This window comes from Marininema halotolerans, assembly GCF_900116235.1.
GTDB lineage: Bacteria > Bacillota > Bacilli > Thermoactinomycetales > DSM-45169 > Marininema > Marininema halotolerans.
Genome location: NZ_FPAA01000001.1, coordinates 463,363 through 483,759 on the forward strand (window position 1 = coordinate 463,363; position 20,397 = coordinate 483,759).

Genomic DNA, 20,397 nt, shown 5'->3' on the forward strand with positions numbered 1-20,397 from the left:
TCTCCTGATTCATTTAAGATGATTGGTCATTTTTGGATGACTTCCATTGGATGTGGAGATGCGTTATCTCCATCCTCCATTTCGATCGTTGGTTGTAAAGCTTGAGCAATCGCCTCATGTTCCTCTTTAGAAAGGCGATAGGATGATATCCCCTGTTGAATCGGCTTTGCGTAGTTATACGAAACCCCTTGGCTTCCAGAGAGACTACTGATCACAATACCATCTTTATTCTCATCCAAAAAAGCCAATGAGAAGCTTAGATCGGAAGCCCGCTCGCCTATCGCATTGTACCTCACCAGACCCATGCGTCCTTTTAGCTTGGAAAGGCGTGTGTGTATCCCCTCTAAATGGGCAATTACAAGATCTCCATCGATTTGATCGGATTCGAGGAGTGATTTTAATTCTTCTCCCTTCCCCAATTTACTTTCTAGTCGCTGAATCGACCGCTTTTGACGACGGACTTGCACAGTAAGCACCATCATCCAAAAACCTAAAACCACAAGCAAACCAATTCCTGCTAGAATCACTTCAGGGAAAACCCCTTGTAATTCATTCATTAACCCATCCATCTCCACCACCATGGCTCTCCTTCCCATCATCCTACAAATCTTATTCCTTGATTACCACCCAGCAAATTCCCTATGAATTTCTTCAATTGCCTGGATGAATGCATCAATTTCTTTGTCGGTTGTAAAATATCCTGGGCTTACTCGTACGGTACCATTCATCCCCGTACCATTGCTTTGATGGGCAATTGGTGCACAATGAAATCCGGATCGAACAGCAATGTCATACTCTTGGTCAAGAACGGTTGCAATCTCTTCACTCGCCACGCCGTCCATATTAAATGAAAGGATGGCTACGTTTTGGGAAGGTGGCAGATAAAGGTTCACCCCATCCAGGTCCTGCAGTCGGGTACGCACACGAGCAATTAAGTCCAGTTCTTTTTGGTGAATCGCTTCCACTCCCTTCTCTTCAAGAAAGCGAAGCCCCGCTCGCCAACCAACAATTCCAGGTGCATTTTGCGTTCCACTTTCATAACTATAAGGGCGTTCATTCAATGGGGTAAGTTCTTCTGAGCGATTACCCGTTCCACCTTGCAAGAGGGGAGAAAGGGAAATACCAGGACGTACATAAAGCCCACCTGTCCCTTGTGGTCCAAATAATCCTTTGTGACCAGGAAAGGTGAGGAAGTCAATTGGAAGTGCTTGGACGTCGATAGGAATACGTCCAGCGGTTTGCGCTGCATCAACCAACAAGGGTATTCCAAAATGCCGTGCGATTTCGCCAACTTCTTCAATAGGAAGGATCGCCCCCGTCACATTGGATGCATGGGTCATCGCAATCAAATTGGTGTCCGGGGTTATCGCTTTTTCCATGGCATCCATATCAATTAATCCTGAAGAAGTTGGAGGAACATGAGTAACTTTAATTCCGATCTCATGTTGAAGCATCGCTAAGGGACGGGCCACTGCATGGTGTTCCCAACTGCTCGTAAGTACATGATCCCCGGGACGTAGCCAGCCCTTACATACTTGGTTAATTGCATGGGTTCCATTCAGGCAAAACCATATATCTTCGGGTGCCTCTGTATGAAAAAGCCGGGAAAGAGCAGCACGTGTCTCTTCCACCAACTTTCTTGATTTCCTAGCCAAGCGATGTCCGCCACGACCTGGACTGGAACCACACTCTTCCATAAAGCGTGCCATCTCTGTAACAACGGACGTTGGTTTTGGCCACGTTGTTGCCGCATTGTCTAAATAGATCAAGGTTAAAAACCCCTTTTCCAATCACATGGATCATCCAATAGAGAATGTCGTTGTGATCCAAAAAACAAACCCCTGTCAAGCGATACGCCAACATGGGTTTGGGATGATAAATCCCGCAACCCATCGTTAATCAATAATGCGATCCTTATGTAAGATCTCAACCAATCGTTCCAATTCACGCTGAGAGTAATACTCGATTTCAATCCGTCCTTTTTTTCGTCCTTGTCGAATTCGCACGGGTGTACTATATGCTTCTTGTAACAAATCTTCATACCGTTTATATGCAGAAGGAGTCTCTTCACGCTTCTTGTTTTTCTTTTTTGGTTGCAAAGTACCCGCAGTTTGTTGAACCCATTCCTCTAATTGACGCACACTCGCATCTTCTTTCTCCACTTTCTGCGCTAAGTGCAACATCATCTCTCGATCCTTTACTCCTAATAGCGCACGCGCATGTCCCATCGACAATGTTCCACGTGAAACACTCTCCTGTAATTCAACAGGCAACTGTAATAACCGCAGGAAATTAGCCACATGAGGACGACTTTTACCCACACGAACAGCCAATTCTTCTTGGGTGATAGAAAGATGATTCTGCAGTTTTTTATAGGCTTGAGCAATCTCCATCGAATTCAAATCTTCCCGTTGTAAATTTTCGATGAGCGCGATCTCCATCATCTGCTCATCGGAAAATTCCCGAATAACAACAGGAACTTTAGCTAAACCCACTTCTTTCCCGGCACGAAATCGGCGTTCCCCTGCGACGATTTCATATCCGCGTATGCTTTTTCTCACAACGAGGGGTTGAACAATTCCATGTTCTTGAATCGAGGCCATCAACTCTTCCAAGGCTTCAGCGTCAAAATGTTTACGTGGCTGATATGGATTAGGCCTTAATTCTGTAATTGAAACTTCATTAAATGATTCATTTTCCTCGATTTGTGCTGTAGGAAAGAGAGCGTCCAGTCCCTTTCCTAATCCTTTACTGGCCATTTCCCATCACTTCCTTTGCCAAAGCTACATAACATTCTGCGCCTTTAGAACGGGCATCATAGGAAAGAATCGGTTTTCCATGACTGGGAGCTTCACTTAGCCGAACATTTCGTGGAATCACCGTCTGGTATACTTTCTGTTGAAAGTATTTCTTCACTTCATCCATTACCTGTACCGATAAGTTGGTCCGCCCATCAAACATTGTTAATAGAACCCCTTCGATTTCCAATCGTTTATTTAGATGCTTCTGCACGATCCGGACCGTATTAAGCAACTGCCCTAGCCCTTCCAACGCATAAAATTCACATTGAATTGGTATTAATACAGCATCTGCCGCCGTTAGCGAATTGATGGTTAATACGCCTAAGGATGGAGGACAATCAATGAGGATATAGTCATATTCTTCTCGAATTTTTTGCAGTGCACGTTTAAGACGGAGTTCTCGGGATAATGTGTTTACTAATTCAATCTCCGCCCCTGCAAGTGCGATCGTAGCAGGAATTACATCGAGCCCTTCCATGGAAGTATGCAATACAACTTCTTGCATCAGTGCTTCGTTGATTAAGACATCATAAATGCATTGATTAACCTCAGCTTTGTTAATCCCCAAACCCGAAGTTGTATTTCCTTGGGGATCGATATCCACAATCAGTGTTTTCTTACCCTGGTTCACTAAACTCGCACCCAGGTTAATGGAAGTGGTTGTCTTACCCACTCCCCCTTTCTGATTGGCGATCGCAACGACATGACTCATCTTTACACCTCAATTCGATGACTGTGATGGGATTTCAACTCGATGAATTCCGGTTTTCACTTAGGAATACGAATAACAACCTCATAAAAATCATCAAATTCCTGTTCATCCGCAGACACAGCTAAGCCTGAATCCTTCACCATATCCACTGATTGCCGAATCGTATTCATTGCAATGCGGACATCACGTGAAAAGGATTTTCGTTTTCTTTTCCGTTGAGGAGGTTGGGCTTCCATCAACTTTCGGATCCGCTCTTCGGTCTGTTTCACATTTAATTCCTTCTCGATAACCTCTGCTAACACCATCAGCTGCGCTTCTGCTTCTTTAAGGATCAATAACGCTCGGGCATGCCGCTCTGTGATTTCACGGCGCATTAGCGCCTGACGAACTGGCTCAGGTAAATGCAATAACCGTAGTTTATTTGCAACGGTTGACTGACCTTTTCCAAGGCGTTGCGCCAAGCTCTCTTGGGTCAACTCATGCAATTCAATCAATTTCTGATAAGCTAACGCTTCCTCAATTGCCGTAAGGCCTTCTCGTTGTAAGTTCTCAATTAAAGAAGCTGAAGCCGCTTCCGTATCACTCATCTCCCGGACAATTCCGGGAATCGTATCCAAGCCTATTTTTTTTACTGCACGTAAGCGCCTTTCCCCAGCGATTAACTCATAGCCACCAAGAGTCGTTCGGACCACAATCGGTTGGATGACACCATGTGTACGGATAGTTTGACATAATTCTTCAATTCGTTCATCATCAAAAATCGTCCTAGGTTGATAGGGACTGGGTTGAATGAGATGAACCGCTAGTTGCTTAACCTCGTCCCTATCTTGTTCTTCTTTATCCGCTATGCCAAATAGGCGACTAAACGGCTCTCTCATACTTGTGGACACCACCTATATTGGTATCAAATTCATACCATCACTACGTAAAACCCTAGCAACCTTCCGTATGGTTGCCTACTTCTTTCTTGGTTTGATTTCTTGTCTTCTTCTACCCCCAGCTAGGTTCAAAACCTTTTCTTATGAGGTAGCCAGTAATCCCTATGGTTACAACTTCAATGGATCCTGCCTTTCCAACTACTCTTTCACGTTAGGCAATCAAAAACACTGGCATATCGCTTCCCCGCGCCTGCAGATGGATGAAAACCCTTTGAGAGGAAGTTACACTTCCTTAACCTCTTCATCTCAGTTAACAAAGGTTCTCCTTCATTCATACTACATCACTTCCTGTGCATAATGGAAAAACATTTGCTAACCCATTCGGCAATCTCCTTCGCTTTGTATGGTTGTTCTTTCGTTAGGAGATCGATAATCGCTTGAGAACCGGCTCTCTCAAATTAGTGGATAAGTAGGATGCTAATAACTTCTGAGTATCAGCGATTTCGGAAGGGATACGGGAGTAGCGACTTACGATTCAAGCAACTAACAGATCCCCTTAATCAATCCCACTTCGCTCAACAAAAGTGATCGAGGTACTAATACGAGTGAGCATCCATAGAAAGTTTTTTTGTTTCTATCATGCTGAAATAACAGGGTTATGGATTTATTGGGAAAAAGAAGCCCTTTCCTATCCATTGATTACTCAACATGAAAATACATTTCATCACCAGGTTATTTACTGTATTACTTATTCGACTCGAAGAACAAAGAACCTGCCAATTCCCTATCATCCTCCATGCCAATCCCAGGAATCCTTAATCATTCATCATAAATGTTTCACGTGGAACAATATTGGGCTGATTCGCATGGCAATGTTTCTTCATCCAATAACCTTATTAACGTTCATTCTCTCATCATTTATTTTTCAAACAACTCCACCTTTACATGGAAGAGGTAAATATATCCACATTGTTGCCGCTCTTATAGCGATGTTTATCCCCTAACTTCCTAGCAAGCCCTACTACCCTTCGAGTTCTTTGGGCTAAACAATTGCATGCGTAAGTGATACAACTCCTCAACGGTCCTGTCATCTGCAAATCATTGATCTTCTTATCCAAACACTTATTTCCTATTTACAATAACAAGTGAACCCACTCCATGTTATTCTTTGGTGAATGAAAAGTATGGGATTCACGCTCCCCCAAAGGGAAAGCGAATCAATTTCATTCTCACATTGATTCCGCAGTTTCCCTCTCTATGAAAATAACCTCTTGAAACGAAACGTCTTTCTGTTTACGATAAATATAAACATCCTCATACCTTAGCAATATTGCTCCACATTTTTCATTCTGCAAAGAATCTCCTAATAAAAATACGATCCTATGAAAAAGGGGTAATATTCGGCAAAGAAATCAATCAATAAATTTATTATTTAAAAATACATAGGATACATAAATCGACAAATATGATTAATACTATGTCATATTTCGTCAAAAATAAGGTGAGTATGTCGCCTTTTTTATTGACCCTGCTTATAATGCACTGATAAAATTAAGATTGAAGCAAAAGTGACGCCCTTCGACAACAAAGGGGAGGTAAAAGAGATGAGTACACCTATATATATCGGAAACGACCAAGGGTATTATGGCACCAAAGTGGTAAGTCGCAACAATGACAAGTTTCTCAAAATGTTTATTCGGAACATGGTGGTACCCAATCGTGTAGGAGAAATCACCTACAACAATGACCCTCATAACATCATGTATCGGGAAAATAGTAACGACAGAGAGTGGTTTGTTGGAAAACTAGCCATCGAGCAATCGGCTGACGACGAACTATTTGACTCCCACGAACGACGTTTATTTAGCCCAACATGGTTCCGGGAACAAGAGTATCTCATCATGTTCCGTGTCAGCACCGGGCTAATGCTTCAGGGAAACCCTGATGCAGAACCAGTCGTCTCCGTCGCACTCCCTACGGACAGTTACATTGATTATAAAGAAGAATTAAAACGGCGGTTAATCGGTAAACATAGCTTTGAAATTAAGCAAGGCAACCTTCCGTATCGGAAGATTGAATTTGAAATCAAACGTGAAAATTTGTACGTAATCAGTCAGCCGATGGCAACCCTCTTCCACATTGCACTCGATAGAGAAGGTCAGCTTCTGAATGAAGATCTCTTTATCCAGAAAGTAAGCATTAACGACCTCGGATTTGGTACCTCGGATGTGGAAACGCTTCATGGTGAAACCATCATCAAACGTCAAAGCTTCACATCCCGTCATGCAATGATTAACGTCTATCAACTTCTCTCCCAGAGACTCCATGAGTTTACACGGGATGTCGATCCAGAAAAGACCGGAAAAGATTATCCGATCTGGAGTTTAAATCGGATTATACGCTCCAATGAAATTAGTTTTAAAGGGACCGTCTACGATGTATCCGATATCGTAAAAGAATCCATCGAAGAAGTAGGAAGCTCCCTTGTCGAAGAAGTTTGGACTCGATTGGATTATGCAGATGACATCACCTATATCATTCTAACGGGTGGCTCTTCCATTCCATTTAAAACCCACTACCGGGAGCAATTTGGAGATAAATTGATCTTTGCTGAGGATTATGGAATTGATGCCCAATTCGCCAATGCTTTTGGACTCTGCAAATTTACCCAATCAAAGTCCCGCTCCGTACCAAGTAAATCTCAACAAGAAGTGGCCTCCACCATTCAAGAAGAGTTTACGGTACCAGCATCCGCTGAAAAACCTGTAAAACGTGACAAACAAGCCGTTAAGAAATAAGAGCCCCACACCTAGAGATATTTAAATTCCCCCAGGGCATACGCTCTGGGGGATTCCATCATCATTGGAATTACTCCGGCGACATGCCATGGAACCCCACTAACCTTTGGTTACAGGGGGAATCGCTTTTTTACACCCTGGAAAAAAGGAGGGGAACCTATCATGGCTCATTCAGGTACTGACTACGATTTAATTGTGATTAGCACCGATTCCACAGGCGTCGAAGCAGCAAAGAAGGCCGCTCTCTCCGGAAAAAGTGCACTATTACTTCAATTGCATCCCGGGGCGATCGCATCGGTAATGTGTAGTACCCCCGTTCAAGGGTACGATATCTCCAATTTTTCCAGCCAGGGAGTAGAAGCCTATTTTATCGAGCCCGATGATACCCAATTCGATAGCGTTTCTACGACACCCATGCATTCCACTGAAACCACATCGCCTCATTCTGTATATATTTTGCAATCGACAGAATCATCGACAGAACGTAGCTTCGAAAATCTTCTACAAGAGGGAGAAACCTACTTTCCCCTCGAGGAACCCGAAGATACCCACGAGGAAAAAACCTCCCTTGAAACGAATACGGAATCACATCAGGAAGAAGAAGACATCCCACCTGTGACCGGTTCCGAATTATTACGTGAAAGGGAGCTCCACAACCGTCGTCGGTTGATTCACCGCACTCCTAAAAATCACCAACAACCGTCAACCGCAGAACCTACACAGAATGAGACTCCTCTATCAGAATCAGCACCATCGAATCATTTATATACCAAAAACCATACCACGTCGTTATTATCCGAACCCGTCTTTAAGGAACGAGAGCTTAATTTACGAAAACGGATGTCTGGCTCCTATCGACGTAAGGAACCTTCTTTTTCTATTCGATCCGAAAAGGATGAGCTTCCTAATGAACCAGTCACATGGAAACGGGAGCAGAAAAAACGTCCCTCGACTCTTCCTTTCCAAGAGCGTTCTCTCAAAGAAAAACCGGTTTCGCCTACTCAATCCATCTCCGATGATTGGGAGTTAACCAAATCATCACTGGGTACACCGCCAACCAACGAGTCCAAAACTTCTAAGGTGTCACCCAAGCAATCTGGACAGGCTGAGCCACAAACTCCATCGGTGACCTCCATGGAGTCGAACCATGATGAATTAATACAAAAAGAACCCGTTCAAAAAATGGCTCCTTTTAAGCTCAATCCACGAAAGCCTACTGGAAATCTACAACCCTTTGCTCGTAAAAAAGAACAATCATCGCTACCAGCACAAGATAAAGAACATATTGCGGGTTCGATCGTATGGAAAGCACCTTCCCATCCACATGATAGGAAAAAACATGAGGATCATCAGGATGAATCTTCAGCAGGTTCCTCGTCATCCGTCAATAAAAACACATCGGTAGCTGAGGAGTCATCCTCGTCATTTCAAAAAATGACTTACGAACCCTTTTCTAGAAATCGCAAAAACCAAACAGGTTCCCAGCACTCCCAGGCAAAGGGCCCCCTTTCCACTCAACCCACACCGAAATCTGGGAAAAAATCATTGGAATCCGTTATCCAAGATTCATCCGTATCAGCAAATTCATCGTACAACCCTAAAACACCCACCAACCAAAAAAAAGAGCCCCTGGAACCATCCCCATCCAACAAAGGACTTTCCCCATTTATGGGTGAAGCCGCTCGCAAGATCTTGCAAAACTCTACGGAGCTCAAACGGGACAGCATCGATATTGAGGATCCCTATGGACAATCGTATGAGGATCTTTTGGAACCCTTCGCACAAAATAATCCCCAGTCCGAACAACTGGAAAAGCGAAAAATCGCACTTAGAGGTCTACACAATCTCATTAATAATTTGGGGTAATCCCCCATGATGAAACCGCCCATTTTGACAACAATCGGGCGGTTTCATCATTTCTAGACCCTTACGAAAAGAGCACGTTTCGATTCTACTTATTTCCCAGGAAATATGCCGAATCCTTTCCGCAAAATACCAAGGATACGACAATCCCTCAAGGCACATCCTCACCAATCAAAATGTTGGAACGAGATGGTTAATACATGACATAGGGTGCCTGGCGAATAAAGGTCCGGTCCGTGATTTGTTGAACCATACATTCGGCGAGATCTCGTCTGGAAATGCGACTGATTAGCGTGGGATGGACACTTTCTCCCATACCCACACGATAGCGGCTCGTTTTTTTACCATGGGTTAACCATGGCGGTCGAAGAATCGTCCAATCTAACTGGCTTTCTTCAATCAGGTCCTCCTGTATTTCTTTATCATCCGCAGCCGCTTGATCCAAACACAAAAAGAGAGTAAGGAAAGCTCGTTCAAACCAATTGATATCCCCTCGTGTCCGTTTCACACCGAGTCCTGTAATGACGATCAGCCTATTCACACCATTTCTTTTCATCGCTTGAATGATATTTTGCGTGCCCACAGAACAAACCGGTAATTTAGAGCCCATAGGAACACCTAAAGCACATAGGACAGCATCACTTCCCTCAATCGCGTGATGGACTTGTTCTTCATTAAAAATATCCCCTTGCATGATTGTTAAACGCGCATGCTGGAGCGAGAGTTTGGTTGGATTTCGCACATAGGCAATCACATCATAACCCTCTTCTAATGACTGCGTCAGTACATGTTCACCCGTTCGACCCGTTGCTCCAAATACCACAATCCTTTTCCTCTGTTCCATAACACCCTCCAGTGAACCTGGTTATCAAATGCACCCGTTACGTAGCCAATCCATCGTGTCGACTACGTAATGGGTGCATCGTTACATCATCGTGTTCATTGCTCATCAAACCCGGCTAAAATAGCAGAGGATCACACAAGAAAAAATAATCTTTCCCCTGGACATTCTGCCTCATCAAACTAAACTTAACGCCCAAAGCACTTTTTGTTCCCACACGGCTCTATCATCAACAAATTTACGAATAAAAATTAATGGAACCTAGAGAGGGTTCCGTTGGGGAGTTCCTGCCTTGCGAGGATATGCCTTGGGTGTAGAGGATGTCTTTTGGACCAGGATGATTGAGCGTTCCCCCTTCTCCTCAGGTAGAGCTAACACATGTTCCTCAGTAATCCTTCCTCCTAACTTCGTGACCGCTCTTTTTCCCATTGACAATTCTTCCTGAATGTCGGGTCCCTTCATCGCTACAAAGTGCCCCCCCACTTTCACAAAGGGAAGACAGTATTCAGAGAGAACATTTAGTTTGGCGACAGCACGAGCCGTCACTAAATCAAAGGTTTCCCGGTACATCGATTGGCGTCCGACTTCCTCCGCTCGCCCATGAAGGGCCTCTACCTCTTTCATTTCACAAGCATCCGCGACTTCTCTTAGAAAATTAACCCGCTTTTGGAGAGAATCCAGCAGCACCAAGCGTATATGCGGGAACGCAATCTTTAAGGCGAGACCAGGGAATCCCGCTCCCGTACCCACATCCATCATGGAAGTAATCTCCTTCATCTCAACGTGAGCCGCAAGAGAAAGGGAATCATAAAAGTGTTTAATGTAAACTTCCTTCTCCTCTGTAATTGCCGTTAAATTCATGTGTTGATTCACAGTAAGTAACTGGTTCAAATAGATTTCAAATTGATCCAGTTGCTTCGCATCCAAAGCAATGTGTAAGTGGGAAGCCGCGGCTTCCTGTAACCATTCTCGACGATCCATCTTCCTACTCCCTCCACTCCAAACTTCAACACCGATAATACACCCATCTGATTACATGAAAGAGAGCAACCTAGCGAAAAAAGTCCGCCTCTATGGCGGACGATTCAATCAGTCAAACACCCGCACGACGTTTGACGCCTTGCTCAATATAAACTAACAAAATGGAGATGTCGGCGGGATTTACTCCCGAAATGCGTGAGGCTTGCCCTAGAGAGAGCGGGCGAACCTTGGACAATTTCTCCTTGGCTTCTGTTGATAAACCGGATACCAAGGTATAATCCATTCCCTCAGGAATCCGCTTATTCTCCATTCTACGCATCTTTTCCACTTGCTGGAGGGATTTTTTAATATATCCCTCGTACTTCAATTGAATCTCTACTTGTTCCGCCACATCAGCCGTAACGGGAACTTCAGCAGCAGCCATCTGAAGGATATGTTCATAGCGAATCTCCGGACGTTTGATTAACTGTGCAAGTTCGACTGCATTATCAATGGGACTGGAGCCCAACTCAGCCAACAATGTGAGTACATCAGAAGAGGGCTTCACCCGGGTTACACGTAAGCGGTCAATTTCCTTCTCCACCGCCTCTCTCTTCGCTAAGAAGCGATCATAACGCGTATCTGAGATCAGACCTACCTCTCTTCCTATCTCGGTCAAGCGTAGATCTGCATTATCATGTCGTAACAACAACCGATACTCAGCACGTGAGGTCAGCAGCCGGTAGGGTTCATTGGTTCCCTTTGTTACAAGGTCATCAATTAACACACCGATATACGCTTGGGAACGATCAAGAATGATCGCTTCCTTTCCTTGTACCTTTCGACCTGCGTTCATCCCCGCCATAATCCCTTGTGCCGCTGCTTCCTCATAACCTGAGGTGCCATTAATTTGCCCTGCAGTGAAAAGTCCCTCGATCATTTTAGTTTCAAGACTCGGCCATAGTTGCGTCGGGACAATCGCATCATATTCAATCGCATAACCCGTCCGCATCATCTCAGCTTGCTCCAACCCTGGAATCGTCCGCAGAAGGGGCTGTTGAATATCTTCAGGCAAACTGGTGGAGAGACCTTGAACATACATCTCTAATGTGTCGCGTCCCTCTGGCTCTAAAAAGATCTGGTGGCGATTCTTATCAGCGAATCGAACAATTTTATCTTCAATAGAAGGACAATACCGCGGCCCCTGTCCTTCAATTTTGCCAGAATACATCGGTGCCCGATGAAGGTTATCACGGATAAATTCATGGGTTTTCTCATTGGTGTACGTAAGCCAACAAGGTAGTTGATCCGTAATATATTCCGTTGTTTCATAGGAGAAAGCGCGCGGCTCTGCATCACCAGGTTGGAGTTCCATTTTATCCGTATCCACCGTATGTTTATTGACCCGCGGCGGAGTCCCCGTTTTAAAACGAACCGTCTGAAATCCAAGTTCGAGCAGATGGTGGGCCAACTGGATAGCTGGTTGTTGGTTATTGGGACCACTTTCATAGGAGAGATCCCCAATAATAATTTTCCCACGTAAGTAAGTGCCCGTGGTTAACACGACAGCTGTCCCATAATACGATGCACCTGTACGGGTAACGACTCCTTTACATACACCATCTTCCACAATCAAGCGCTCCACCATATTTTGATGTAGCGTCAGATGCGGCTCCATTTCAAGTGCCTTTTTCATCTCTTGTTGATAAAGCACTTTATCGGCTTGTGCTCTTAATGCATACACAGCCGGACCTTTCCCCGTATTTAGCATCCGCATTTGAATATGGGTTTTATCAATCGTTTTCCCCATTTCCCCACCAAGGGCATCCACTTCCCGCACGACATGACCCTTAGCGGGCCCCCCTACGGAAGGGTTACAGGGCATATACGCAATCGTATCCAAACTTAACGTCAATAACAGGGTTTTACATCCCATACGCGCCGAGGCAAGTGCTGCTTCACAACCTGCATGACCAGCCCCAATCACTATTACATCATAACGCTCTCCGGAAACAGGCATTCTAATCGCCTCCTTACTTGCCCAAACAAAACTGGGAAAAAATCTGATCAATCAAATCTTCGGCAACCGCATCACCGATAATTTCCCCTAGAGCTACCCAGGCATTCTTTAGATCAATTTCAATCATATCCAAAGGCATTTCCTGTTCAATGCCCTCAATGGCATCCCGAACATGGTGTTGTGCTTCTTTTAACTGATGAATATGACGGGTATTGGTAACATAGGTCGCATCCACGGATTGGATCGCGCCTCCAAGGAAGCGATCCGCAATCGCCTGTTCCAATTCCGATAATCCTTGTTCCTCTGTCACCGAAGTGGTGATCAAGGGAAGATCATCAATAAAGGAGCGGACCTTCTTCATATCCAGCCGTGGGGGGAGATCCGTCTTATTGACAACGACAATCGTAGCATGTTGTCGAGCTAACTCGATCAACTTTCGATCCTCTTCCTCTAACTCTTCGGAATGGTTGAGTAGTAAAAGAACTAAATCGGCTTTCGCTAACGCTTGATGGGACCGTTCGACGCCCATTTTTTCGACAATATCCTCCGTCTCACGAATCCCAGCTGTATCCACTAAACGCAGGGGAATCCCGCGTACATTCACAAATTCTTCAATGACATCCCGAGTGGTACCCGGAATATCCGTTACAATGGCGCGATTCTCATGGGCGAGGGCATTTAAAAGGGAAGATTTCCCCACATTGGGTCGTCCAATAATCACCGTTGCAATTCCCTCACGAAGGATCTTTCCTTGACGTGCCGTTGTCAACAACTCTTGAATCGCCTGCTCCACTTCCCTGGATTTTGCCAACATTCGTTCAGCGGTCAGTTGTTCCGCATCATACTCCGGATAGTCCACATTCACTGCCAAATGCGCTAGGCTTTCCAGAATATCCTGTCGCAAGCGCTGTATTAAGCGAGATAATCGGCCATCCGCTTGCTGACTTGCCACCTGGGCCGCTCGATCGGTTTTAGAACGAATGAGATCCATCACACCCTCCGCTTGAGAGAGGTCGATGCGACCATTCATAAAGGCCCGTTTGGTAAATTCCCCAGGTTCCGCTAAGCGCATCCCTTCTGCAAGCAGTGCTTCCAGCACTTTTTGTACAGGAATCATGCCCCCGTGACAACTTATCTCGACCACATCTTCCCGCGTAAAGGTACGTGGAGCACGCATCACCGTGACTAATACCTCATCAATGGAATGGTTGGACAACGGGTCGATGATATGTCCATAACGAACGGTATGGGTTTCTACTTCCTGTAAAGAATGTTTTCCTTGATAGAGGCGATCCACCATCACGATCGATTCTGGACCACTTACCCGGATCACCGCAATGCTTGCTTCACCCACCGTCGTCGCTATCGCCGCAATGGTGTCCGTTTCCATTTCCTTCACCTCAAAACATATCTAACGATCATTATTTTTTATCCCACAGTGAATCAACGAGATCAGAGAAATTGCATGCATTCAACCTCATCATTTCTTCATTCCTAACAATTTATCATAGCATACGGTTATTGGAAAAGAAAACAAACCCCATCTATGAAAAAAACTCCCCTAGTGGGAGTTTTTCGTGAACCGTAACGGGTTTACATGGTCTTCTTCCAACTAACGACCACTTTGCGAAAGGGTTCTTCGCCTTCGCTTTTGGTTGTTAGTTCCTTTTGCTCTTGTATCCGGGTATGGACCACTTTGCGCTCCATGGGATTCATCGGCTCAAGAGTGATCGATTTCTTCAGTCGCAAAACTTTCTGCGCAACTTGATCAGCAAGTCGTAAGAGGGATTCCTCTCGTCGTTTCCGATAACCCTCTGCATCCAAGATAAAGCGAATATAGGTGCCAGGGGCTTTATTGGCAACAATGCTAGTTAAGTATTGTAGCGCATCCAGGGTTTGTCCCCTGCGACCAATCAGAATTCCCAACTCATCTCCCACAAAATTGACGAGTACATAATCCGACTGTTGTTTTACCACTAACTGCACAGTAGGAAGCCCCATCGCATCTAGCACTTCGCGCAAAAAACCCTCGACTTCCTCCAATGGAGTCGGTAGAAGAGTCACCTCCACACTTGCATCCCGCGCACCAATCCAACCAAGAAACCCTTTCTTAGGCTCCTCAAGGACGGTGATTGTCACTTGATCCCGCGATACGGCAAGGCGACTGAGGGCCTCTTCCACTGCCAACTCCACCGTTTTACCCGTCACGGTCACTTTTTTCAACCGGCTGCACCCTCTCGTTTCGCCTTAAATTTGTCCCCGATGAAGTAGTACTGAATCATCGTAAACAAGTTACCATACACCCAATAAAGAGCGAGTGCGGCTGGGAAGTTGAAAGCAAGTACAAAAATCATGATCGGCATAATAAAGAGAAAAGCACGTGCCTGCGGATTGTCCCCCATCCCCATAACCATCGACTGCAAGAACGTGGTAACCGCAGCGAGAATCGGTAAGATGTAATAGGGGTCAGAAGCACTTAGATGCAACCATAGAAAACTAGCGCCATGGACCTCTCCACTACTACTGAGTGCTTGATAAAAAGCAATTAGGATTGGCATCTGAACGATAATCGGTAAACAACCTGCAAGAGGATTCACGTTATGCTTTTGGAAGAGCTTCATCGTCTCTTCTTGCATTTTCTGTTGGTTGTTCTTATATTTTTCCCGCAGTTTGGTCATTTCCGGTTGTATCGCCTGCATTGCTTTCGAACTTTTCATTTGTTTCAAGGTAAGCGGCAGAAGAATTAGCCGAATTCCCACAGTAACGACTAAAATAGCAAGTCCTGCACCAATTGACTTCGAAACCTCATCTAATGTATAGGCTAACGGGTAAACAAAATACTTTTGCCAAAAACCCGCTTTGTCAGGATCAATTGGTTTATATTGTACCTGGCTGGCTGGCGAACAACCCGCCATCGCTAGTACCGCTACAATTAGCACCAACGCCACGATGACACGACGTCTCCGCAATGATGATTCCTCCTTCAAACCGTTCGATTCCACATTTCATAATTTCATATGCGTCCGACTCGATCATAAGTAAACTTGTATCATCAAGGTACTGGATCATATCCTCCGGGGTGGAAGGGGTGACATTTTAAAATACGTTTGATTGTCATCCACCCGCCCTTCCATACTCCATAACGGGAGACGGCGACCCATCCATATTGAGAGCAAGTAGGAGCAAACCGACAACTGGGTGGTTTCAATGGGGATAAGAAATATTGATAAAATCGGATTAATCCAAGGACCAGACGTTTCATCCATCGTCCCCCCGATTTCGCATCGCTTCATTTTCCTTACTGAGCAAACGTGCTTTACGTAAAAGATGACGCAAACTGGACGCGATCTGATGATAATCCATCTCTGCCGCAGGTTTGCGGGCAATAATAATTAAATCCAGGTTGTTAGGCAACCGATCGATCCATTGCCGCGTAACCTCTTTTACCAATCGTTTGATGCGATTCCTTACGACAGCATTCCCCACTTTACGGCTGACAGAGATCCCAATTCGAATCGAATCAGGACCTGCTCCTCGACTTCGGTAGACCACAAACTGGCGATTTGCTGTCGATGTTCCCAGACGGAAAGTCCGCCGAAAGTCATTCCGCCGCCTTAAACGATACCTACGCTGCACGGAAATCCCCCTCTCCGCCGGACTTCGTTACCAGTATAAGGCGGGACTTGTCCACCCTATACCCATATGAAAAAAAAGCCACTATGAACAAGTGGCCTCATGCAGACAATACTTTTCTGCCTTTACGACGACGATTACGCAATACTCTGCGGCCATTTTTCGTGCTCATCCGCTCACGGAAACCATGCACGTTTTTACGACGGCGATTGCTTGGTTGATATGTCCGTTTCATTATGGTTACACCTGATCTCTCGTGTAGATGGGATCAAATAATCCGCTACCCGGATACTTTTCCAACTCTACAGACCAGGTAGCCTCCTTTCCGGTGTCCAGATTTCGTCAGACCGAATCCATCGGATGACATTCTTATTCATTATAGCGGTGTAAATAAAAGGTTGTCAAGAAATAGGCTCCCGCACTATCCACATGTGGATAACTTCGTTTATTTTTTTTCATCCACAAGAATATCCCCGGATTATCCACAATTTTCACGGCTGTGAATGATTGGTTACCCACACCCTGTGGATCCTGGGTAAAGATTGCGAGATCCGTTGTGATCCCTCCATAAATTTGATAAGATATGTGTGTTTTCCACAGTGGATAACTGTTTTTTCGACACAAAGTTATACACAGTCTGTGGACAAGTGTGTGGACAATCCACAGGTTCTTGGGGAAAAAAGTTTCCACAACCCTGTGGAAATTGTGTAGAATTCGAAGTTCCACCCAAAATAAACAGGAGACGATGTGGATATCCCTGTTGAAAAAAGAATCGGATTGAAAGGAGGCACCTGATGGAGACTCACATTCAAGAACTATGGGCACAAGCACTGGAACATATCCAAGGAAAGTTGTCCAAACCGAGCTTTGAAACATGGCTGCAAGCAACAGAAGCTGTGGATTATCGCGAAGACACCCTCGTAATCTCTGCTCCGAATGAATTTGCTCGAGACTGGTTGGAATCTCGCTATGCCAATCTAGTACGGGATACCCTCCAGGAAGTGACAGGTTCAGTGATTGGTGTACAATTTATTACACACTCTGCCGTCCGGCCAGAAGTTGATGAAGAAAAATCAACTCCCCAGGATATGCCCCCAAAGGAGCCAGAGGCTCCGAAAACCATGCTGAACTCCCGTTATACCTTTGATACCTTTGTAATTGGATCGGGCAATCGTTTTGCCCACGCCGCTTCCCTCGCTGTCGCTGAAGCTCCCGCAAAGGCATATAATCCCCTATTTGTTTATGGCGGAGTGGGCCTGGGTAAAACCCATCTCATGCATGCCATCGGCAACTATGTACAATCGCATCCATCACATACCCGCGTGGTTTATCTTTCTTCAGAGAAATTTACCAATGAATTTATTAACTCCATCCGGGATAATCGAACCGATGACTTTCGAAACAAGTATCGCAATGTGGATATCCTGTTGATTGATGATATTCAGTTCCTAGCAGGCAAGGAACAAACGCAAGAAGAGTTTTTCCACACCTTTAACGCCCTTCACGAAGAATCCAAACAGATCGTGATTTCTAGTGATCGACCACCAAAAGCAATCCCTACATTAGAAGATCGCCTTCGCTCTCGTTTTGAATGGGGACTCATTACGGATATTCAACCCCCAAATCTAGAAACCCGAATTGCCATCCTACGAAAAAAGGCGATTGCGGATAATTTAGATATCGACAGTGAAGTGATGGCCTTCGTCGCGGATCGTATCGACACCAACATCCGTGAATTGGAAGGTGCGTTAATTCGTGTAGTGGCTTACTCTGCCTTGATGAATCAACCAGTGACCACGGAGCTTGCAGCTGAGGCACTAAAGGACATCATTGGCAATGCACAGCCTAAAATCGTTGGCATTCCAGAGATTCAACAAACCGTAAGTGCCTACTATCATATGCGCGTAGAAGATCTTAAAGGAAAGAAACGAACGAAAACCGTAGCCCTTCCCCGTCAAATTGCCATGTATCTATCACGCGAACTCACGGATTCCTCCCTGCCGAAAATTGGAGAGGAATTTGGTGGACGGGATCACACCACCGTTATACATGCCCATGAAAAGATTACTCGGACCCAATCCATGGATCGTAGTCTTCAAAAGGCCATCGAGGATATTAAACAAAAACTACAACGTGGATAACTTCTTCGTTTGCATGGATGTCTTGTGAACAATGTGGACAACTACTATTCATCTTTTCACAGGTTGTCAACAGCGCCATTCCCTTTGATACCATGGGAAAAATGGACTTATTCACATATTCACAGCCCCTATTACTATGACTATGATTTTTTTAAACTATATAGATATGTATCGATAGCCCCAATATGACTCTTTTGCTTCATTGATTTCCACCAGATTCATGTCGGTAGGTGGTAGGTTAAGAATCATTCAGTCATAGGGGGCTCTTTATCTTTAGGAATGGGAAAATCCCTTTTTGAGGAGGACAACACAATCATGAAATTTCGTATTTCTCGAAGTGCATTAACGGAAGCAGTCGCCTCTGTTTCCAAAGCCGTATCGCAAAAGACGACGGTCCCGATATTGACAGGGATTCACTTGTCTGTGGACGAAGAAGGATGTTGGTTGATGGGAAGTACCTCTGACCTGACGATCCAAGTCTGCATTCCTACCAAACAGGATGATAAGAATTTGGTAAATATGGAAACAATGGGTAGTATCGTTCTCCCGGGTCGGATTTTTGCAGATATCGTGCGTAAGCTCCCTGGAGATGATGTGGAAGTCACTGTGGATGAACGGTGGAAAACCACGCTGCGCTCTAAGCAAGCTCAATTTGAATTAAAGGGACTGGATCCTGAAGAATATCCACATATTCCACAACTTCAAGAAGACCGGATGTTCAGTCTCCCTGCAGAGCTGTTAAAATCGATGATCCGACAAACGGGGTTTGCTGTATCGGCCTCAGAAGCAAGAGGGGTACTTACCGGTGTACTGTGGACACTTTCCCAAGGGACCTTAACCTTTGTGGCAACCGATAGTCATCGCCTGTCTCGAAAAAAAGCAGAGGTAGAAGCGCCAAAGGATCTCTCCGTTGAAAATGTCATTGTGCCAGGAAAAAGTTTGTCTGAATTAGCAAAGATTTTGCAGGATACCGACGGGTGGGTCGATGTCGTTCTTTCAGATAATCAGATCATGGTACGGGCGGATCATCTTCTCTTCTTCTCCCGCATTTTAGAGGGGACGTATCCAGATACCAATCGTGTCATTCCCCAAGGTGGAAAGACTGATATTGTGTTAGCAACCAAAGAATTGTTACAATCCGTTGATCGGGCTTCTTTAATTAGCCGGGATGGACGCGACAATGTGATAAAATGGACGATGAAGGAAGAAGGAACCGTTCAGGTCCACTCTGCTGCCCAGGATGTGGGGAGTGTGCTCGAGGAAGTGACCGCAAAAGTTACAGGAGAAGAGCTCAGTATTTCGTTCAATGCGCAATATATGTTAGATGCCCTGCGGACGGTCGATTCTGATGAAATTCGCATTCTCCTGACCGGTACCATGACTCCTTTCATCATTCAACCCGCAGAGAGAGAGGATTCCCTCCACTTAATTGTCCCCATCCGCACAAGGTAAATCGGACAAGGATGAGGAGGAGGGTTACAATATAGATGAAACCCCTGTGGAGAAAGGCTTAAGGAGGAAGAATCAGCTATGCAAACCGTCTCTATCCACACCGACATGATCACCCTTGGTCAATTGCTTAAAAAATTGGAACTTGTACAGACGGGTGGGCATGCCAAGATTTTTCTTGCAGAGACGCCCATACTGGTTAATGGCGAAGAGGAATCACGGCGTGGACGAAAACTTTATCCACAGGATACTGTGGAAATTGAGGGGATGGCACCCTTCCGCTTGATTCGGTCATAAGAAG

19 protein-coding genes are annotated in these 20,397 nt (G+C 45.1%); 5 read left to right on the top strand and 14 right to left on the bottom strand.

Annotated elements, in window-relative coordinates; genetic code table 11:
* Window positions 1-26 precede the first annotated feature (26 nt).
* The 5 genes from CHX35_RS02300 to noc form a co-directional block, all read right to left on the bottom strand.
* Window positions 27-569 carry a DUF4446 family protein gene (locus CHX35_RS02300; protein ID WP_245838585.1) on the bottom strand — a complete coding sequence of 181 codons (543 nt, stop codon included), beginning with the start codon at window positions 567-569 and terminating at the stop codon, window positions 27-29.
* A 51-nt stretch (window positions 570-620) separates the two neighbouring features.
* Entirely contained in the window at window positions 621-1,769 is a 1,149-nt protein-coding gene (locus tag CHX35_RS02305) for an aminotransferase class V-fold PLP-dependent enzyme (RefSeq protein ID WP_245838575.1), read from the bottom strand.
* A gap of 126 nt (window positions 1,770-1,895) precedes the next feature.
* The gene (locus CHX35_RS02310; RefSeq protein ID WP_091833212.1) at window positions 1,896-2,759 is read right to left on the bottom strand and encodes a ParB/RepB/Spo0J family partition protein; all 864 of its coding nucleotides are present in this window, start codon (window positions 2,757-2,759) and stop codon (window positions 1,896-1,898) included.
* Window positions 2,749-3,513: a ParA family protein gene (locus tag CHX35_RS02315; RefSeq protein ID WP_091833215.1), complete on the bottom strand. Its 765-nt coding sequence runs from the start codon at window positions 3,511-3,513 to the stop codon at window positions 2,749-2,751. The genes CHX35_RS02310 and CHX35_RS02315 overlap by 11 nt, the downstream gene beginning before the upstream one ends.
* 56 nt (window positions 3,514-3,569) lie before the next feature.
* The gene (gene noc, locus CHX35_RS02320) at window positions 3,570-4,391 is read right to left on the bottom strand and encodes a nucleoid occlusion protein (RefSeq protein WP_091833218.1); all 822 of its coding nucleotides are present in this window, start codon (window positions 4,389-4,391) and stop codon (window positions 3,570-3,572) included.
* Window positions 4,392-5,995: 1,604 nt separating this feature from the next.
* On the opposite strand from noc, the gene CHX35_RS02330 reads away from it, so the two are divergent.
* Together CHX35_RS02330 and CHX35_RS02335 are read left to right on the top strand one after the other, a co-directional pair.
* A complete protein-coding gene (locus CHX35_RS02330; RefSeq protein WP_091833225.1) occupies window positions 5,996-7,189 on the top strand; it encodes a ParM/StbA family protein in 1,194 nt (397 codons plus the stop codon).
* A 162-nt stretch (window positions 7,190-7,351) separates the two neighbouring features.
* A complete protein-coding gene (locus CHX35_RS02335) occupies window positions 7,352-9,055 on the top strand; it encodes a hypothetical protein (RefSeq protein WP_091833228.1) in 1,704 nt (567 codons plus the stop codon).
* A 190-nt stretch (window positions 9,056-9,245) separates the two neighbouring features.
* On the opposite strand, the gene CHX35_RS02340 is transcribed toward CHX35_RS02335, so the two are convergent.
* The 9 genes from CHX35_RS02340 to rpmH form a co-directional block, all read right to left on the bottom strand.
* Window positions 9,246-9,896, bottom strand: a complete 651-nt coding sequence (locus CHX35_RS02340) for an NAD(P)-dependent oxidoreductase (RefSeq protein ID WP_091833233.1) — start codon at window positions 9,894-9,896, stop codon at window positions 9,246-9,248.
* A gap of 258 nt (window positions 9,897-10,154) precedes the next feature.
* Window positions 10,155-10,874, bottom strand: a complete 720-nt coding sequence (gene rsmG / locus CHX35_RS02345; protein WP_091833236.1) for a 16S rRNA (guanine(527)-N(7))-methyltransferase RsmG — start codon at window positions 10,872-10,874, stop codon at window positions 10,155-10,157.
* 112 nt (window positions 10,875-10,986) lie between these two features.
* Complete coding sequence (gene mnmG / locus CHX35_RS02350; protein ID WP_091833238.1) at window positions 10,987-12,873, bottom strand: tRNA uridine-5-carboxymethylaminomethyl(34) synthesis enzyme MnmG; 1,887 nt, start codon at window positions 12,871-12,873, stop codon at window positions 10,987-10,989.
* Between the two features lie 13 nt (window positions 12,874-12,886).
* Window positions 12,887-14,263: a tRNA uridine-5-carboxymethylaminomethyl(34) synthesis GTPase MnmE gene (gene mnmE / locus CHX35_RS02355; RefSeq protein WP_091833241.1), complete on the bottom strand. Its 1,377-nt coding sequence runs from the start codon at window positions 14,261-14,263 to the stop codon at window positions 12,887-12,889.
* Window positions 14,264-14,466: 203 nt separating this feature from the next.
* Window positions 14,467-15,087 (bottom strand): RNA-binding cell elongation regulator Jag/EloR, encoded by a 621-nt coding sequence (gene jag / locus CHX35_RS02360; protein WP_245838586.1) that lies wholly within the window; start codon window positions 15,085-15,087, stop codon window positions 14,467-14,469.
* A gap of 5 nt (window positions 15,088-15,092) precedes the next feature.
* Window positions 15,093-15,788 (bottom strand): membrane protein insertase YidC, encoded by a 696-nt coding sequence (gene yidC / locus CHX35_RS02365; protein WP_091833478.1) that lies wholly within the window; start codon window positions 15,786-15,788, stop codon window positions 15,093-15,095.
* Window positions 15,789-15,925: 137 nt separating this feature from the next.
* Window positions 15,926-16,135 carry a membrane protein insertion efficiency factor YidD gene (gene yidD / locus CHX35_RS02370; RefSeq protein WP_091833246.1) on the bottom strand — a complete coding sequence of 70 codons (210 nt, stop codon included), beginning with the start codon at window positions 16,133-16,135 and terminating at the stop codon, window positions 15,926-15,928.
* Complete coding sequence (rnpA, locus tag CHX35_RS02375; RefSeq protein WP_091833249.1) at window positions 16,132-16,509, bottom strand: ribonuclease P protein component; 378 nt, start codon at window positions 16,507-16,509, stop codon at window positions 16,132-16,134. The genes yidD and rnpA overlap by 4 nt, the downstream gene beginning before the upstream one ends.
* A gap of 97 nt (window positions 16,510-16,606) precedes the next feature.
* Complete coding sequence (gene rpmH / locus CHX35_RS02380) at window positions 16,607-16,741, bottom strand: 50S ribosomal protein L34 (protein ID WP_091833253.1); 135 nt, start codon at window positions 16,739-16,741, stop codon at window positions 16,607-16,609.
* Window positions 16,742-17,300: 559 nt separating this feature from the next.
* On the opposite strand from rpmH, the gene dnaA reads away from it, so the two are divergent.
* The 3 genes from dnaA (at window position 17,301) to yaaA (ending at window position 20,393) form a co-directional block, all read left to right on the top strand.
* Window positions 17,301-18,647 (top strand): chromosomal replication initiator protein DnaA, encoded by a 1,347-nt coding sequence (gene dnaA, locus CHX35_RS02390; RefSeq protein WP_091833259.1) that lies wholly within the window; start codon window positions 17,301-17,303, stop codon window positions 18,645-18,647.
* Between the two features lie 315 nt (window positions 18,648-18,962).
* Window positions 18,963-20,099, top strand: a complete 1,137-nt coding sequence (dnaN, locus tag CHX35_RS02395) for a DNA polymerase III subunit beta (protein WP_091833262.1) — start codon at window positions 18,963-18,965, stop codon at window positions 20,097-20,099.
* A gap of 78 nt (window positions 20,100-20,177) precedes the next feature.
* Complete coding sequence (gene yaaA, locus CHX35_RS02400) at window positions 20,178-20,393, top strand: S4 domain-containing protein YaaA (RefSeq protein WP_091833265.1); 216 nt, start codon at window positions 20,178-20,180, stop codon at window positions 20,391-20,393.
* The last annotated feature ends 4 nt before the right edge of the window (window positions 20,394-20,397 follow it).

Bases quoted from the DNA above. Each gene is read 5' to 3' on its own strand.
- rsmG (WP_091833236.1), bottom strand. From the start codon at position 10,874: ATGGATCGTCGAGAATGGTTACAGGAAGCCGCGGCTTCCCACTTACAC.
- CHX35_RS02300 (WP_245838585.1), bottom strand. From the start codon at position 569: ATGGATGGGTTAATGAATGAATTACAAGGGGTTTTCCCTGAAGTGATT.
- dnaN (WP_091833262.1), top strand. From the start codon at position 18,963: ATGAAATTTCGTATTTCTCGAAGTGCATTAACGGAAGCAGTCGCCTCT.
- yidD (WP_091833246.1), bottom strand. From the start codon at position 16,135: ATGAAACGTCTGGTCCTTGGATTAATCCGATTTTATCAATATTTCTTA.
- mnmG (WP_091833238.1), bottom strand. From the start codon at position 12,873: ATGCCTGTTTCCGGAGAGCGTTATGATGTAATAGTGATTGGGGCTGGT.
- yaaA (WP_091833265.1), top strand. From the start codon at position 20,178: ATGCAAACCGTCTCTATCCACACCGACATGATCACCCTTGGTCAATTG.
- yidC (WP_091833478.1), bottom strand. From the start codon at position 15,788: ATGGCGGGTTGTTCGCCAGCCAGCCAGGTACAATATAAACCAATTGAT.
- CHX35_RS02335 (WP_091833228.1), top strand. From the start codon at position 7,352: ATGGCTCATTCAGGTACTGACTACGATTTAATTGTGATTAGCACCGAT.
- CHX35_RS02310 (WP_091833212.1), bottom strand. From the start codon at position 2,759: ATGGCCAGTAAAGGATTAGGAAAGGGACTGGACGCTCTCTTTCCTACA.
- CHX35_RS02315 (WP_091833215.1), bottom strand. From the start codon at position 3,513: ATGAGTCATGTCGTTGCGATCGCCAATCAGAAAGGGGGAGTGGGTAAG.
- dnaA (WP_091833259.1), top strand. From the start codon at position 17,301: ATGGAGACTCACATTCAAGAACTATGGGCACAAGCACTGGAACATATC.
- mnmE (WP_091833241.1), bottom strand. From the start codon at position 14,263: ATGGAAACGGACACCATTGCGGCGATAGCGACGACGGTGGGTGAAGCA.
- CHX35_RS02330 (WP_091833225.1), top strand. From the start codon at position 5,996: ATGAGTACACCTATATATATCGGAAACGACCAAGGGTATTATGGCACC.
- CHX35_RS02340 (WP_091833233.1), bottom strand. From the start codon at position 9,896: ATGGAACAGAGGAAAAGGATTGTGGTATTTGGAGCAACGGGTCGAACG.
- noc (WP_091833218.1), bottom strand. From the start codon at position 4,391: ATGAGAGAGCCGTTTAGTCGCCTATTTGGCATAGCGGATAAAGAAGAA.
- rpmH (WP_091833253.1), bottom strand. From the start codon at position 16,741: ATGAAACGGACATATCAACCAAGCAATCGCCGTCGTAAAAACGTGCAT.